This window comes from Kitasatospora sp. NPDC091276, from assembly GCF_040684355.1.
GTDB lineage: Bacteria > Actinomycetota > Actinomycetes > Streptomycetales > Streptomycetaceae > Kitasatospora.
On record NZ_JBFBFU010000001.1, the window covers coordinates 165,366 to 180,350 of the forward strand.

The following is a 14,985-nucleotide window of genomic DNA, read 5'->3' on the forward strand; positions in this document are numbered from 1 at the left end:
CGGGCCGGCCGCTGAGCTGGCAGGATGGTGGAATGCCCAGGATCCTCGCGCCGCTGCTGGCCGGCGCCACGTACGCGCGCCTGCTGCACCTGCTGGTCGGGTGGATCTTCGTGGGCGTCGTCCTGATGATCTACCCGGGGACGTACCACAAGAGCCTGGGCGAGATCGTGATCGCCGGCGCCGCGGTGGACACCGCCCTGCTCGCCCTGGTCGCCCTCGTCCCCGCGACGCGACGCGCCGAGGGGGTGCAGGCGCGGCTGCTGCTGCTGCCCGACCGCGAGGAGGACATCGCCGCCGAGTCCTCCCGCACCTGGGCGGACCGGCGGCGCACCGCCGGCTGGCTGATCGGGCGGGTCGTGCTCGGCTCGGTGGTCGGGTTCGCGACGGCCTTCGGCCTCACCAGCGGCTACGACCTGCTGACCGGACCGGACTCGTTCTGGTACCTCCCGCTCGCCCCGGTGCTGGTGCTCGGCTACGGCTGGCTGGTGGTGTCCGCCGGGCGCCTCCAACTCGCCATGGCCGTGAGGCTGCTGGGGCCATCCCCGACGGAGCGGCTGGCGGAGGCGGAGCTGCGCGCCGAACGGCTGCTGGAGCGCAACAGGTTGGCCCGCGAGCTGCACGATTCCATCGGCCACGCACTGACGGTGACGGTCCTTCAGGCGGGTGCCGCGCGGGAGGTCGGGGACCAGGTGTTCACCGCCAAGGCGCTCGAAGTCATCGAGGAGACCGGCCGCCGGGCCATGGAGGACCTCGAACGCACCCTCGTCCTGCTCCGCGAGACGCCGGAGGGTACGGCCGGCAACGGAACGGCCACCGAACAGCCCGGTGTCGACCAGTTGCCCGCACTGTTCGACACCGCACGGTCGGCCGGGAGCCCGGTCGAGGCGCGGATCGAGGTGTCGGCGGGCGCGCTGCCCGGGGTGCTCTCCCGCGAGTCCTACCGGATCGTCCAGGAGGGTGTCACCAACGCGCTCAAGTACGCGCCCGGCGAGCCGGTCAGCGTCCGGATCGCCGTTCAGGGCGGGCAGTTGGAGCTGCGCTGCGCCAATCGCCCGGCGGTCGGCGGCGTTCCGGCGCGTCTCCCGGGCGGCGCGGCGGGCAAGGGCGGCAAGGGGCTGCGCGGCATCCGGGAGCGCGCCACGCTGCTCGGCGGGGAGGCCACCGCCGGGGTTTCGGGCGACGGGGGCGGGGAGTGGGTGCTCGCCGTCCGGTTGCCCCTACGCTTGGGCTCGTGACGAACGATCTTGTGGGCGACGGACCGTCGAGGGGCTCCGCCGGGATGATCGACATCCTGCTCGCCGACGACGAGGAACTGGTCCGGGCCGGGATGCGGGCCGTCCTGGAGGCACAGGGGGACCTACGGGTGGTCGGTGAGGCCGCCGACGGCGCCGACGCGGTGGCGCTGGCCCGCACGCTGCGCCCGCACGTCGTCCTGATGGACGTCCGGATGCCGGTGCTGGACGGCCTGGCGGCCACCCGCGAGCTCCTGCGCCCCGGCGCGCCGGGGGACCAGCCGCCGAAGATCCTGGTCGTCACCACCTTCGAGAACGACGACTACGTCTACCAGGCGCTGCGCGCGGGCGCCGACGGCTTCCTGCTGAAGCGCTCCCGAGCGGCCGAGATCGCGCACGCGGTACGGCTGGTGGCGGCGGGCGAGTCACTGCTGTTCCCGGCCACGATCCGCCGCCTCGCGGCCGGCCACGGCAATCCCGCCGCCCGCGCGACCATGGAGCGGGCGGCGCTGACCGAGCGCGAGGCGGAGGTGCTGCGGCTGGTCGCGCGCGGCCTCAGCAACGGGGAGATCGCCGAGCTGCTGTTCCTCGGCGTGCAGACGGTGAAGACCCACGTCAGCAGTGTGCTGGCGAAGCTCGGGGCGCGGGACCGCACCCAGGCGGTGATCGCCGCGTACGAGTCGGGCTTCGTCGAGCCGTCGGAGTAGCGCAGAGCGCAGCGGGCAGGAACTCGGCGGAGACGCGGGCGGCCCGGCGCGGTGTCGGGGTCAGGCCGGGTACGCGTGGGTCTGGGTGGCTTTGACGGAGGCCCAGACCTCGGATCCGGGCGCCAGCCCCAGCTCGGCGACGGCGGCCGGGGTGAGGTCGGCGGCCATCGGGAGTTCGCCCGCGAGGTCGGCGCGCACCTGGTCGCCGTGCAGGTCCAGGCCGGTGACCTCGACCTTCCACACGTTGCGTGCGCTGGACTGGGGTCGTTCGCGGTGCAGGGTCACGGCGGACGGCGGGAAGGCGACGAAGGCCGGGCCGGACAGCTCCTCGGTGGTGGCCAGGACCGTGCCGGCCGTGAGCGTGACCTGGTGGCCCTCGGCCACGCCCTGGTACAGGTTCAGTCCGACCAGGCGCGCGATGTAGTCGGTGCGCGGCCGCCGGGCGACCTCCGCCGGGCTGCCGGACTGCACCTCGTGCCCGCCCTCGATCACCACCAGCCGGTCGGCGAGCACCATCGCGTCCAGCGGGTCGTGCGTCACCAGCACCGCCACGGCCTCGAACTCGGCCAGATGACGCCGCAGTTGGGCGCGTACGTCGAGCCGGGTGCGGGCGTCCAGAGCGGCCAGCGGCTCGTCCAGCAGCAGCAGTCGGGGGCGGACGGCCAGCGCCCGGGCCAGCGCCACCCGCTGGGCCTGGCCGCCGGAGAGGCTGCCGGGTCGTACGGAGGCGTGGTCGGCCAGGCCCATCCGCTCCAGCCAACCGGCCGCCTCGGCCCGGGCGGCACGCTTGGGGCGGCCCTGGCAGCGCGGGCCGAAGGCGACGTTGTCGAGCGCGCTGAGGTGCGGGAAGAGCAGGTAGTCCTGGAACACCACGCCGACGGGACGCTCCTCGGCGGGGGTGTGCACGCGTTGCCCGGGCTCCTCCAACAGGCGTCCGTCCAGGCGCAGGTGGCCGCCGGTGAGCGGGAGCAGTCCGGCGAGGGCGCGCAGGGCGGTGGACTTGCCGGCGCCGTTCGGGCCGAGCAGCGCGATCACCTCGCCGGGTGCGGCGGTGAGGGCGAGGTCGAGGGTGAACGCGGCGCGTTCCACCCGCAGCCGGGCGTCGAGGGCGGGTGCAGGTGCAGCCGCGGCGGCCGTGGAGGTGGGGTCGGTGGGGTTGGCCGAGTCGGCCGGGTCGGCCGAGTCGGTGGGGTCGGTGGGGGAGGTGCTCATCGGGGCGGCGTCCAGGGGGTCGGGGCAGCGGTGGCCGGGCTCCGGCCCGGGGCTCGCGGGGCCGTCACGGGGTCGACATCCAGCGGTCGCGCAGGCCGACCAGGACCGCGACGGAGACCACCAGCAGGACCAGCGACAGCGCGATCGCCGCCTCGGGGTCCGATTCCATGGCGAGGTAGACGGCCAGTGGCATGGTCTGGGTGCGGCCCGGGAAGTTGCCCGCGAAGGTGATCGTGGCGCCGAACTCGCCGAGCGCCCGGGCCCAGGCGAGGACCGCCCCGGCGGCGATCCCCGGGGCGATCAGCGGCAGGGTCACCCGGCGGAACGCCGTCAGCCGGGAGGCGCCCAGGGTCGCGGCCGCCTCCTCGTAGCGGGGGTCGGCGGCGCGCAGCGCGCCCTCCACGCTGATCACCAGGAACGGCATCGCCACGAACGCCTCGGCGATGACCACTCCGGTCGTGGTGAACGGCAGCGTGATGCCGAAGGCCGAGTCCAGCCAGGAACCGACGATGCCGCGCCGTCCGAGGACCAGCAGCAGTGCCACGCCGCCGACCACCGGCGGCAGCACCAGCGGCAGGGTGACCAGGGCCCGGATCACCCGTCGGCCCGGTAGCTCGGTGCGGGCGAGCAGCCAGGCCAGCGGGACGCCGAGGACCAGCGAGACCGCCGTGGCCGCCGTCGCGCAGATCAGCGACAGACGCAGGGCGTCCCAGACGGCGGCGCTGGTGAGCTGCTCGGACAGGCTGCTCCAGGGCGCCCGGACGAGCAGGCCGACCAGCGGCAGGATCAGGAACGCCAGCCCGAGCAGCGCCGGGAGCAGCAGCGTGACCGGGACGCGGTGGGTGCGCCGGCGCCGGCGTGGCAGGGCTTTCGCCGTTCCTGCCACGCCGGGCCCGGTGTCGGTGGTGCGCCCGGTGCCGGTGGTGCGTTCGGTGGTGCGCCCGGTGCCGGTGGTGCGCTTGGTGGTGCGGTCGCTCACGGCGCCTGGAAGCCCGCCGCGGTGAGCACCTGCTTGGCCTCGGGCGACTGGATGTACGCGACGAAGGCGGCGGCGCCGTCCTTGTTCGGGGCCTTGGCCAGGGCGGCGATCGGGTAGTCGTTCACGGCCTTGTCGGCCTCGGGGAAGTCCACGCTGTCGATCTTCCCAGCGTCCGCCTTCACGTCGGTCTTGTACACGAGCGAGGCGTCGACCTCGCCGAGCTCGACCTTGGTCAGCGCGCCCTTGACGTCCTGCTCCAGGGTCACCGGGGTGAGGTTGACGTTGGCGGCCTTGAGCGCGGTCAGGGCGGCGGCGCCGCACGGCACCTCCTTTGCGCACAGCGCGACCTTCACACCGGAGGCGGTGAGCTCGTTCAGGCCCGCGACGTGCTTGGGGTTGCCCTTGGGCACGGCGATGGTGAGCGTGTTCTTGACGAAGGTCTTCGGGTCGCCGCTCGCGCCGCCCGCGTCGGTCACGGTCTTCATGGTGGCCGGACTGGCGGCGGCGAACACGTCCGCCGGGGCGCCCGAGTTGATGCTGGTGGCGAGGCTGGAGCTGCCGCCGAAGTTGAACTTGACCTTGGCGCCCGGGTTCGCGGCCTCGAACTTCTTGCCGAGGTCGGTGAACGTTTCCTTGAGCGAGGCGGCGGCGAAGACGGTGATGTCGCCGGTGGCCTTCGGGACGCTGCCGCCACCGGCCGCCGACGAGGCCGAGGAACCCGCCGTCGAAGCGGCCGAGGAACTGCCGGACTTGCCACCGCCGTCGCTGCCGCAGGCGGTGGCCCCGAGGCTGAGGACGAGGGCCGCCGCGGCGGCGACGGCGAGTCTGCGGGTGGTCGTACGGGTGCTCATCGGGGCTTCCCCTCCAGGGCGCGCGCCGGAAGGGGCGCGGAGTGAGGCCGCAGGTGCGGCCATTACGGTGATCATAGTGCCGCAAATGCGAGTGATAAGTCCTCTGTCGCTTCGCACAGGCGGGGTGTGGCGGCGCTCTCCGCCCGGCTGTGCGAAGGCTCAAACGTGCACGGACGGCGCCGGAGCGGGAGTGCTGCGGGGGTCGGCGTGATGGCCTGCGTGAGGGCCGGCGTGAGCGTGCTGCCGGGGAAATTACGTCGCGCAGGGGGTGGCCGGGCGGACAGAGTGGGGGCGATTCGTACGGCAGTCCGTACACACCACCCGGGCCGAACGGCCCAGAAGAGGAGGAGGGGTCCGTCCATGTCCACGTTGCGCGTCACCGCGGAGAAGCTGGTCGTCCTGGAGCACCCGAACGCCGACGCACTGGAGCTCGCGCAGGTCGGCCTCTATCGGGCGGTGGTCGCCAAGGGCAGGTACCGGACCGGCGACTACGCCGTCTACATCCCCGAACAGTCGGTCCTCCCGGTGGAGTTGATCGAGGAGCTGGGCCTGACGGGCAAGCTGGCCGGCAGCAAGTCCGACCGGGTGAGGGCCGTCCGGCTGCGCGGTGAGCTGTCCCAGGGCATCGTCTGCCTGCCGGCCGCGCTCGCCGGCACCGACCTGGCGGACGCCGCCGGGCGCGGCGAGGACTTCGCCGAGCTGCTCGGAGTCGTCAAGTGGCAGCCCCCGGTACCGACCTCCATGAGCGGCGACGTGCTGAGCGCGCCCGACCTGCTGCCCTGGGTGGACATCGAGAACCTCAAGCGCTACCCCGACGTCTTCGAGCCCGGCGAGCCCGTGGTGCTGACCGAGAAGCTGCACGGCAGCTGCTGCCTGATGACGTACACCGCCGCCACCGGCGAGGTCCGGGTGTCGTCCAAGGGCATCGGGGCGCAGGGGCTCTCACTGGTCGAGGACGAGCGCAACCTGTACTGGCGGGCCGTGCGCGCGTACGACCTCCCCGCCGTGGCGGCCCGACTGGCCGAGCGGCTGGGCGCCGAGCGGGTCGGCGTCTTCGGCGAGGTCTTCGGCGCCGGTGTGCAGGACCTGACGTACGGGGCCTCCGGCCGTGCCGAACTGCCCGGCTACGCCGTGTTCGACGTGTCGGCCGTGGTGGACGGGCAGCTGAGGTGGTACTCCGCCGCCGAACTGCTCGCTGCCGAACTGCTCGACGGCGAACTGCCGCTGGTGCCCGAACTGTGGCGGGGGCCGTTCGACCCGGAGACCGTGCTGGCCTTCGCCCAGGGCAAGGAGACCGTCTCCGGGCGTGAACTCCACCTGCGCGAAGGCGTGGTGGTCCGGCCGGTGACCGAGCGCTGGAGCCCGGTGGTGGGCGGACGGGCGATCGCCAAGGTGGTCGGTGACGCCTACCTGACGCGCAGGGGCGGCACCGAGTACGAGTGATCCCCGCCCCGTCGCGCCCTCTCGCGCCCTCCCGCGCGCTTTCGCGCCTTCCGGCGCTGATGGCTCGTCAGCTAGGTTGATGGGTCGCCTGTGGAGAATGGAGTGCCGATGACCGCCGCCACCGCCCTCATCCCCGGGCCGGCCGGAAACCCCCTGGTCGGGTCGCTGTTCGACCTCACCCGCCGCCCGCTGCGCACCTACCTCGCCGCCCACCGCGACCACGGGGACGTGGTCCGGTTCCGGGTCGGGCCGCCCGGGCTGCGGGTCGAGTTCTACGGGGTGTTCTCCCCGGAGGGCGTCCAGCAGGTGCTGGGCGGCGAGGCCGCCAACTTCCGCAAGGAGAACGCCTTCTACGACGAGTTGCGGACCAGCGTCGGCAACGGCCTGCTGACCAGCCAGGACGGCGACTACCAGCGCCAGCGCCGGCTGGTCCAGCCGCTGTTCACCCGCCGCCGGGTGGACGGCTACGCGGGCGCCGTCGCCCGGGAGGCACGGGCGCTCGCCGAGCGGTGGAACGCGATCCCGGTCGGGGTCGTGGACGCGGCGGAGGAGATGTCCCGGTTCGCGCTGCGAGCCGTCGCCCGGATCCTGTTCGGCGCGGACGTCGAGGAGGCGGTGGCGGTGGTGGACCGCAGCTTCCCGGTGCTCGGTGAGTACGTCTGGGACCGGGGTTTCGCGGCGATCCGCATCCCGCGCGCCTGGCCGACCCCCTCGAACCGGCGCGGCGCCGAGGCCCAGCGCGCCCTGTACGCGGTCTGCGACCGGATCATCGCCGAGCGGGCCGCGCGCGGCGGCCTGGACGAGGACGCGGACGACCTGCTCACACTGCTCGGACGGGCCCGTGGCGAGGACGGGGAGCAACTCGACCCGGCCGAACTCCGGGACCAGGTACTGGTGTTCCTGCTCGCCGGGCACGAGACCACGGCCACCTCGCTGGCCTTCGCGCTGCACCTGCTCGCCAAGCACCCCGAGCAGCGGAAGCTCGCCCAGCAGGAGGCGCAGACCGTGCTGGCCGGTCGGGAACCGACCGCGGCGGACCTGGAGTCGCTGCCGTACATCACCCGGGTGCTGAAGGAGGCGATGCGGCTCTACCCGGCGGCGGCCCTGGTCGGGCGGCGGGCGGTCGCCGAGACGGTCATCGACGGGTACGTGATTCCGGCGGGTGCCCAGGTCGTCGTCTCGCCACTGGTCACCCACCGGCACCCGGGGCACTGGCCGGACCCGGAACGCTTCGACCCCGACCGCTTCCTGCCCGAGCAGGAGAAGGACCGGCACCGCTACGCCTGGTACCCGTTCGGTGGTGGTCCGCGGGCGTGCATCGGGCAGCACTTCGCGATGCTGGAATCGGTGCTGAGCCTGGGCGTGCTGCTGCGGGACTTCGAGATGGAGGCGGTGGACGAGCGGGTGGCGCTCGCCCAGGGCATCACGCTCCGCGCGGCGAGCCCGATGCGGATCCGGGTGACGGCGCGGGGAGCCGAGGGGCTCGCCGGGTAGCGGCTGACAGCTTCAGCGTTCAGCCTTCAGCGTTTCAGATTTCAGATGACAGAAGATGAAATCTGTTATCTGTCATCTGTTTGTTGTCATCTGTTCGCCGCTTCTCCGGGCGTGTGGCCGACCGGCGCCCACCGGGGGGTGCGGGTGCGCGGCGGGGGCGCCGCCCCGGCGGGACGGCGCCCCCGATCGGCTCTGCCGGTGCCTCAGCCCCGGCTCTGGAACACGATCCTGGTCCAGGTGGAGCCCGGGCAGTTGCCCCAGACGTCCCAGGCCTGGGATCGGGCGCCGATCCACAGGCCGGTGGTGCTCGTGCCGTTGGCACAGTAGGTGATGGTGCGCAACTCGCCCGAGTAGACGTTGCAGTAGCCCTCCCAGCGCCACCCGTAGTTCGCGGTGATGACGCAGTGGTAGGAGGCGGCGGTCACCTCGGGCGAGGCTCCGACGGCATTGGCGGTGATGGTCTGGTCGGCGGCGGCGACGGTGGGCGCGGCGGCGGCGGGCAGGGTGGTGGTCCCGAGCACGCCGAGGGTGGCCGCGGCGGCCGCCCCGAACGTGGCGATCTTCCTGGCGATGTGACCTCGCATGGCGGTTTCTCCTCGCTCAGCGGTACGGATCGGGCAGTGCGTCCCCGGCCGTCCAGATCCACGGGGTGGGTGAATTCCGGCTTCCCGTCCGGCCGATGACGTATTGCGCACGAATGACTGCGGACAGTGAGACGACGGCCTATGATGTGAGCTGTGTCACAACCTTTTCTTTGGGTCGTGACCTGCCCAACTGGGCTTTCGGAGTGCCGATTTCCGGGGAGAGCGGCATGGCGGAATGCGACGGTAGGTGTGGCGGCGGACGCGGGGGCGGCGGTGGGAAGGACTTCGGTCCGAGGCCTGCCGATCGTCAATCGGACGATTTCAACCGGGTGTTCACGGAAATGCTGCCGAGGCTCCACCGGGCGGCCGCGTCGCTCACCGGCGGGCTCGCCGCCGGGGACGTGGTGCATGACGCGTATCTGCGGATCGCCCGCAGGCCGGAGCGGTTCCTGAGCCATCCGCAGCCCTACGCCTACGTGTTCACCACGATGGCGAACATCCTGCGCGACCAGTGGCGCCGGGAACGGCGGAGGGTCGTGCTGCCCGATCCGTGCGAGACGGCCGAGCGGGAGCGGGACCGGCCGCCGGTCGAGTCGCCGTCGGGCGGGATGGCCGAGCTGCAGGCGCGCTGGGAGGTGCTCCGGCTGCTGGGCTGTCTGACGGCGAAGCAGGCCCGCGTGGTGGTGCTGGTGGACCTCGACGGCTACACCGTCGACGAGGCCGCCGAACTGCTGGGCCTGCATCGCAGCACGCTGGCCGTCACCCGTCGCCGCGCCCACGGGAGGCTGCGCGCGGTCCTCGCGCGGGAGCGGGAACGCGAGCGGGAACACGAGCGGGAGGGCGGGCGGGAGGGCGAGCGGGACCATCGGCCGGGGCCCGCCCTCGAAGCGGCGCCCGGCGCGGGGTCCGATGCGGGGTCCGATGCGGGGCCCGGCGCGGGCCCTGGGGCGGCGCCCGAAGCGGCACCCGACGCACCGAGCTGACGCTAAGTCAGCTGATGCGCCGCCCCGGCCCGTACGCTGAAAATCGTGATCACGTACGAGGACCACCGCCTCCGCGCCCTTGCTGACGACGGCCGCTGGCCCGAACTGCTGACCGCCTACCGGCAGGGTCGGGCGGCAGCCGTGGAGCGCGCCGGGGAGGAGCCCGCGGCGGCGCTGACCGCGCCGCTCGGCCACCTGATCGCCTACTCGGCGCCGCCGGAGCTGGCCGTCCGGCTGTTCGACCGGGACGGCGGCCCGGGGACGGTCGCCGGGGTCGCCGACCATGACGCCGGTCCGCTCTGGGAGGTGCTGGCGACCCGGCATTCCTGGCTGCGGCTGGCCCCGCTGCTCGTCCCGGCCCCGGTGCGCCGACTGGTCGCGCAGACCCGGGTGCTGCTCGGCGAGGACCTCTCGTACGGGGCCGAACCCGACCCGGAGGGCGTGCCGCTGCTGCTGGCGCCGTGGGAGGCGGCCGGCTGGGACGAGGGGGCGCGGGTGCGCCAGTACCTGCCCTGCGGGGGCGCGCGCAGTGCGCTGCTGACCCTGCCGGCCAGCCGGGAGGGTCTGGGTGACGTGACGCTGCCCGCATCGGGCGTACGGCTGGGCGGGCAGCGGGCGACCCGGGCGCTGGCCGCACTGGCGGACTGGGCGGAGGTGGTCTGCGTCCGGGGCCCGGCGCCGCAGGCGGCCGCCCAACTGGCCCGTAGTTCCCGGGTCACCGGCGGGTACCTGCCGTTCGCGCTGGTCTATCCGGCGCTGGTACAGGCCGCCGTCGTGGACCGCGGGCGGGGCTCGGCGCACGGACGGCTGGCACTCTGGCGGGCGTTGGTCGCGATGGCCGGCGCGAAGGGTACGGACGGTTCGGGCCGGGCGGAGGTCGACGCGCTGGTGGCCCGGATGCGCTGCTTCATCTGGCACGAGCCGGCCGCCGGGCTGCGCCATCTGCACGTCGCGCTGGAGGACCCGGCCTGTGGCCTGGCCTGGGCGGTGAGCGGCTCCGAGGACCTGTGAGAACCGGCGAGGACCTGTGGGGACCCGCGAGGACCGGTGAGGACCGGTGAGGACCGGTGAGGACCGGTGAGGACCGGTGAGTACTTGTGGCGAAGGCCCGTCGGACATGCGGAACCCCCGGTCCGGCGCCGTTTCCGGGGGAGGTGGTGGCGCCGGACCGGGGGCGTATGAGGGGGCCGCTCAGGCGGCCGCAGCCGCACCGCTCTGGACGGGGACGGCTTCCGGAGTCGCCGGGACGGCCTCGGGGGCCTCGACCGGCCCGCCGTGCGCGTCGACCAGGGTCCGCTCGTCGAACGGCTCCTCGCCGGCCAGCACCCGCTGGGCGCGGTCCGCGTCGAGTTCGCCGGTCCAGTGCCCGATCAGGACGGTGGCGACGGCGTTGCCCGCGAAGTTGGTGAGCGCACGGGCCTCGGACATGAAGCGGTCGATGCCGACGATCAGGCCGACCCCGTCCACCAGCGCGGGCTTGTGCGACTGCAGTCCGCCGGCCAGGGTGGCCAGCCCGGCGCCGGTGACCCCGGCCGCACCCTTGCTCGCGATCACCATGAACACCAGCAGTGAGAGCTGCTCGCCGATCGACATCGGCTTGTCCATCGCCTCGGAGATGAAGATCGACGACATGGTGAGGTAGATCGCGGTGCCGTCGAGGTTGAAGCTGTAGCCGGTCGGCACGGTGATGCCGACGACCGGGCGGCTCACGCCGAGGTGCTCCATCTTGGCGATCAGGCGGGGCAGCGCGCTCTCGGAGGAGGAGGTGGAGAGGATCAGCAGGAACTCGCGGCCCAGGTAGCGCAGCAGGGCGAACACGTTGACCCCGGCGACCAGTCGCAGCAGCGCGCCCAGGACGACGACGACGAACAGCACGCAGGTCGCGTAGAAACCGATCATGATGACCGCGAGGCTCTTCAGCGCGGCCGTGCCGGTCGCCCCGACGACGGCGGCCATCGCCCCGAAGGCGCCGATCGGCGCGACCCACATGATCATCGACATGACCCGGAAGACCAGCCGCTGCACGTGCTCGATCCCGCGCAGTACCGGGGCACCGGCCGGGCCCATCGCCTGGAGGGCGAAGCCGGCGAGCAGTGCGACCAGCAGGGTCTGCAGCACCTTGCCCTCGGTGAGGGCCGAGAACGTGGTGGTGGGGATCATCCCGAGCAGGAAGTCGGTCGTCGACTGGGCGCCGCCGGCGACGGCCTGGGCGTGGCCGGACTTCGCGAGCGCGGCGGTCAGGTGCAGGCCGCCGCCGGGCTCCAGCAGGTTGCCGATGGCCAGGCCGATGGCCAGCGCGACGGTCGACATGACGAGGAAGTAGCCGAGGGCGAGGCCGCCGACCTTGCCGACCTTGGCGGCCTTGGTCACCGAGCCGATGCCCAGCACGATGGTGCAGAAGATCACCGGGCTGATCATCATCTTGATCAGGTTGACGAAGCCGGTGCCGACCGGCTTCAACTCCACGGCGAAGCCGGGGGCGGCCAGCCCGACCGCGATGCCCGCGACCACGGCGGCGATGACGGCGAGGTAGAGGTAGTGGGTCCGGTCCCTGCGTCTGGATCCCCCCGCCGGTGCGGCTCCATCGATCGACATCTGCGGCTCCTTCGCCGTGCGGTCCTGGCGGCCCCGGGTGGTGGGCCGCTCTGACTATCGGGCCTGGGCGTGACGGAGGTCACGTTTGCGTTCATAGAGTTCACGGCCGGGTGCCGCTGGGCGTGGGGTGCGACGGGGCTGGGGGGCGTTCGTCGACAGGTCGTCGGCAGGCCGCCGACCTGTCGCGGGCCCCTGGGTGACCCCGGGAGTGTGGTGCACACTGGCAGGCATGTCCGTGCGCACCGCCCCCACGCCCTCGCGCCGACGGCTCCCGGCACCCCGCGGGCTGGTCCGCAGCCTGGCTGGGCAGCTCTTCGTCGTCCAGGTGGTCATCGTCGCCGCCGTGGTGGCGGGCGGTGCGGTGCTCGCGTACCTCTTCACCGCAGACCGGGCCGAGGACGCGGCCCGCCGTCAGGTCACCACTGTCGCCCACGCCGTCGCCGACTCGCCGTCCGTGCGGGCCGCCGTCACCACGCCGGACCCGACCGCGGTGCTCCAGCCGTACGTCGAGCAGGTGCGGGTGGACACCGGCGTCTCCTTCATCACCGTCATGGACACCGAGGGCGTGCGCTGGACCCACCCGCTGCCCGAGCAGATCGGCAAGCGCTTCCTCGGGCACATCGACTGGGCACTCGCGGGGGAGACCCGCAGCGAGACGTACACCGGCACGCTCGGGCCGTCCGTGCGGGTGGTGACGCCGGTGCTGGACGACCGGCACCAGGTGATCGCGCTGGTCAGCGCGGGCCTCACGGTGGAATCCATCTCCGCGCAGTTGAGCGGCCCGCTGCTCGCCCTGGTCGGGGTGGCGGTGGCCGCGCTCGGGGTCGGCGGCGTGGGCACCTACCTCGCCAACTCCCGGCTGCGGCGGCACACCCACGGCATGGGGCCGGCCGAACTCAGCCACCTCTACGAATACCACCAGGCGACCCTGCGCTCGGTGCGCGAGGGGCTGGTCCTGCTGGACCGCGCGCACCGGGTGGTGCTCTGCAACGACGCGGCCCGTGAACTGCTCGGACTGGGCGGCAACTTGGAGGGACGCCTGATCGTGGAGCTGGGGCTGCCGCGGGCGCTGGTCGCGGCCGTGCTCGGCGACGAGCCGGTCCGGGACGAGGTGCACCTGACCGCCGAGCGGGTGGTGGTGCTCAACACCTCCACCATCGGCACCGGCCTCGGCAGGGTCGTCACCCTGCGCGACCACACCGAACTCCAGTCGCTCAGCGGAGAGCTGGATTCCGTGCGGGGCTTCACCGAGGCCCTCGGGGCGCAGGCGCACGAGGCGGCCAACCGGCTGCACGCCGTCGTCTCGCTGATCGAACTCGGCCGCCACGAACAGGCGGTGGAGTTCGCCACCGCCGAGCTCGCGCTCGCCCAGCAGCTCACCGACCGGGTGGTCGCGGCGGTCGGCGAACCAGTACTGGCCGCGCTACTGCTCGGCAAGGCGGCCCAAGCGGCCGAACGGGGAGTGGAGTTGACCCTCACCGACGACAGCCGGATCGACGACGGGCTGCTGCCGCCCGGGCTCTCCGCGCGGGACCTGATCACCGTCCTCGGCAACCTGATCGACAACGCCGTGGACGCCGCCATCGCCGGAGCCGCGCAGAGTGCGGTGCCGCCGGAGGTCACCGTCACCGTGCGGATCGATGGCGGTGGCGTGGGTGGCGGCGACGCGGCTCCGGGTGGCGGCGATTGCCTGCTGCTGCGCGTCGCCGACACCGGGGCGGGGATCGACCCGGCCGCCGTCGAGGACGTGTTCCGGCGCGGCTGGAGCACCAAGCAGGACGTGCGCGGGCACGGTCTCGGGCTGGCGCTGGTCTCCCAGGCCGCCCGGCGCAACGGCGGCAGCGTCGAGGTCGGGCGCGACCGGGGTGCGGTGCTCACCGTCCGGCTGCCGCTCGCCGGGCTGCCGGCACGATCCGGTGAGCGGCAGCCGGGACAACTCGGGAGCCCGGGACAACTCGGGAGCCCGGAGCAACTTGGCCAGCCGGGCCAGCCGGGGCAGCCAGGCCGGCCGGGGCAGCCGGGGCAGCCAGGGCAGCCAGGGCAGCCGGGCCGACGGGAAGGGGTGTCGCGATGACCGAGGTGACCGCAGGGCCGGGGATCTCCGTGCTGGTCGTCGAGGACGACCCCGTGGCCGCCGCCGCGCACACCCTCTACGTCGAGCGCGAACCCGGCTTCCACGCCGCCGGGACGGTGCACAGCTGCGCCGACGCACTGCGCTTCCTGGACCGCGCCCGCGCTGCCGGGAGGCCCGTCGACCTGACCCTGCTCGACCTCTACCTGCCGGACGGCCACGGCCTCCACCTGTGTCGCTCGCTGCGTGCCGCCGGCCACACCACCGACGTCATCGCGGTGACCTCGGCCCGCGACCTGGCGATGGTGCGGCAGGCCGTGTCGGCGGGCGTGGTCCAGTACCTGCTGAAACCGTTCAGCGCCGCCGCCCTGCACGATCGCCTGGAACGCTACGCCCGCTACCGCGACAGCCTCGGGCGCACCGGCGAGGCGACCGGGCAGGACGAGGTCGACCAGGCGTTCGCCCTGCTCCGCACGCCCGAGCGCAGCAGTCTCCCCAAGGGGTTGAGCGCGCCCACCCTGGACACCGTCGCCGCCGTACTGCGCGAGACGGCGACGGGCCTGTCCGCCGCCGCCGCGGGCGTCGCCGCCGGGGTCTCCCGGATCACCGCGCGCCGCTACCTCGAACACCTCGTCGACACCGGGCGGGCGGTGCGGGAACCGCAGTACGGGAGCGTGGGGCGGCCGGAGCTCTGCTACCGGTGGAAGGGTGGCGGGGCGGCTCCGGGTCGGCGGGGGTGAGGGCCGTGACCTTTTCGCCGGTGGCTCGTTGGCAGGACCGGGGGCGGTTCACTCACTCGGGTGGTTCTGGGGGCCCCTGGGGTATCCCGCCAGG

The 14,985-nt window shown here is 73.5% G+C and carries 13 protein-coding genes; 8 read left to right on the forward strand and 5 right to left on the reverse strand.

What is annotated here, in order from left to right; genetic code table 11:
• Positions 1 to 32 precede the first annotated feature (32 nt).
• Positions 33 to 1,235 carry a histidine kinase gene (locus tag AB0O19_RS00710; protein ID WP_363616620.1) on the forward strand — a complete coding sequence of 401 codons (1,203 nt, stop codon included), beginning with the start codon at positions 33 to 35 and terminating at the stop codon, positions 1,233 to 1,235.
• A gap of 44 nt (positions 1,236 to 1,279) precedes the next feature.
• Positions 1,280 to 1,939: a response regulator transcription factor gene (locus AB0O19_RS00715; protein WP_363579664.1), complete on the forward strand. Its 660-nt coding sequence runs from the start codon at positions 1,280 to 1,282 to the stop codon at positions 1,937 to 1,939.
• A gap of 60 nt (positions 1,940 to 1,999) precedes the next feature.
• Here AB0O19_RS00715 and AB0O19_RS00720 read toward each other — a convergent pair whose 3' ends face one another.
• The 3 genes from AB0O19_RS00720 to modA form a co-directional block, all read right to left on the reverse strand.
• Entirely contained in the window at positions 2,000 to 3,151 is a 1,152-nt protein-coding gene (locus AB0O19_RS00720) for an ABC transporter ATP-binding protein (RefSeq protein WP_363616622.1), read from the reverse strand.
• A 64-nt stretch (positions 3,152 to 3,215) separates the two neighbouring features.
• The gene (locus tag AB0O19_RS00725) at positions 3,216 to 4,037 is read right to left on the reverse strand and encodes an ABC transporter permease (RefSeq protein WP_363617006.1); all 822 of its coding nucleotides are present in this window, start codon (positions 4,035 to 4,037) and stop codon (positions 3,216 to 3,218) included.
• Positions 4,038 to 4,126: 89 nt separating this feature from the next.
• Positions 4,127 to 4,981, reverse strand: a complete 855-nt coding sequence (gene modA, locus AB0O19_RS00730; protein WP_363616624.1) for a molybdate ABC transporter substrate-binding protein — start codon at positions 4,979 to 4,981, stop codon at positions 4,127 to 4,129.
• A gap of 360 nt (positions 4,982 to 5,341) precedes the next feature.
• Here modA and AB0O19_RS00735 point away from each other — a divergent pair, with 360 nt between their 5' ends.
• Both AB0O19_RS00735 and AB0O19_RS00740 read left to right on the forward strand, forming a co-directional pair.
• Positions 5,342 to 6,424, forward strand: coding sequence for an RNA ligase (ATP) (locus AB0O19_RS00735; RefSeq protein WP_363616625.1), 1,083 nt, complete (start codon positions 5,342 to 5,344; stop codon positions 6,422 to 6,424).
• Positions 6,425 to 6,532: 108 nt separating this feature from the next.
• Positions 6,533 to 7,918, forward strand: a complete 1,386-nt coding sequence (locus tag AB0O19_RS00740) for a cytochrome P450 (RefSeq protein ID WP_363616627.1) — start codon at positions 6,533 to 6,535, stop codon at positions 7,916 to 7,918.
• A gap of 203 nt (positions 7,919 to 8,121) precedes the next feature.
• On the opposite strand, the gene AB0O19_RS00745 is transcribed toward AB0O19_RS00740, so the two are convergent.
• On the reverse strand, positions 8,122 to 8,502 hold the full coding sequence (locus AB0O19_RS00745) for a hypothetical protein (protein ID WP_363616629.1): 381 nt from the start codon (positions 8,500 to 8,502) through the stop codon (positions 8,122 to 8,124).
• A 113-nt stretch (positions 8,503 to 8,615) separates the two neighbouring features.
• Between AB0O19_RS00745 and AB0O19_RS00750 the strand changes: the two genes are divergently transcribed.
• Positions 8,616 to 9,485 (forward strand): RNA polymerase sigma factor, encoded by an 870-nt coding sequence (locus tag AB0O19_RS00750; RefSeq protein ID WP_363616631.1) that lies wholly within the window; start codon positions 8,616 to 8,618, stop codon positions 9,483 to 9,485.
• Positions 9,486 to 9,530: 45 nt separating this feature from the next.
• Entirely contained in the window at positions 9,531 to 10,496 is a 966-nt protein-coding gene (locus AB0O19_RS00755) for a hypothetical protein (protein WP_363616633.1), read from the forward strand.
• Positions 10,497 to 10,676: 180 nt separating this feature from the next.
• On the opposite strand, the gene AB0O19_RS00760 is transcribed toward AB0O19_RS00755, so the two are convergent.
• Positions 10,677 to 12,080 carry a cation:dicarboxylase symporter family transporter gene (locus AB0O19_RS00760; RefSeq protein WP_363579391.1) on the reverse strand — a complete coding sequence of 468 codons (1,404 nt, stop codon included), beginning with the start codon at positions 12,078 to 12,080 and terminating at the stop codon, positions 10,677 to 10,679.
• Positions 12,081 to 12,309: 229 nt separating this feature from the next.
• Between AB0O19_RS00760 and AB0O19_RS00765 the strand changes: the two genes are divergently transcribed.
• Together AB0O19_RS00765 and AB0O19_RS00770 are read left to right on the forward strand one after the other, a co-directional pair.
• On the forward strand, positions 12,310 to 14,154 hold the full coding sequence (locus tag AB0O19_RS00765; protein WP_363616635.1) for an ATP-binding protein: 1,845 nt from the start codon (positions 12,310 to 12,312) through the stop codon (positions 14,152 to 14,154).
• Entirely contained in the window at positions 14,151 to 14,891 is a 741-nt protein-coding gene (locus tag AB0O19_RS00770; RefSeq protein WP_363579387.1) for a response regulator, read from the forward strand. Before AB0O19_RS00765 ends, AB0O19_RS00770 begins: the two co-directional genes overlap by 4 nt.
• The last annotated feature ends 94 nt before the right edge of the window (positions 14,892 to 14,985 follow it).

Excerpts from the sequence above, each read along its gene's own strand:
- AB0O19_RS00760 (WP_363579391.1), bottom strand. The coding sequence starts at position 12,080 with ATGTCGATCGATGGAGCCGCACCGGCGGGGGGATCCAGACGCAGGGAC.
- AB0O19_RS00720 (WP_363616622.1), bottom strand. The coding sequence starts at position 3,151 with ATGAGCACCTCCCCCACCGACCCCACCGACTCGGCCGACCCGGCCGAC.
- modA (WP_363616624.1), bottom strand. The coding sequence starts at position 4,981 with ATGAGCACCCGTACGACCACCCGCAGACTCGCCGTCGCCGCCGCGGCG.
- AB0O19_RS00715 (WP_363579664.1), top strand. The coding sequence starts at position 1,280 with ATGATCGACATCCTGCTCGCCGACGACGAGGAACTGGTCCGGGCCGGG.
- AB0O19_RS00740 (WP_363616627.1), top strand. The coding sequence starts at position 6,533 with ATGACCGCCGCCACCGCCCTCATCCCCGGGCCGGCCGGAAACCCCCTG.
- AB0O19_RS00750 (WP_363616631.1), top strand. The coding sequence starts at position 8,616 with ATGACTGCGGACAGTGAGACGACGGCCTATGATGTGAGCTGTGTCACA.
- AB0O19_RS00765 (WP_363616635.1), top strand. The coding sequence starts at position 12,310 with ATGTCCGTGCGCACCGCCCCCACGCCCTCGCGCCGACGGCTCCCGGCA.
- AB0O19_RS00745 (WP_363616629.1), bottom strand. The coding sequence starts at position 8,502 with ATGCGAGGTCACATCGCCAGGAAGATCGCCACGTTCGGGGCGGCCGCC.
- AB0O19_RS00770 (WP_363579387.1), top strand. The coding sequence starts at position 14,151 with ATGACCGAGGTGACCGCAGGGCCGGGGATCTCCGTGCTGGTCGTCGAG.
- AB0O19_RS00735 (WP_363616625.1), top strand. The coding sequence starts at position 5,342 with ATGTCCACGTTGCGCGTCACCGCGGAGAAGCTGGTCGTCCTGGAGCAC.
- AB0O19_RS00710 (WP_363616620.1), top strand. The coding sequence starts at position 33 with ATGCCCAGGATCCTCGCGCCGCTGCTGGCCGGCGCCACGTACGCGCGC.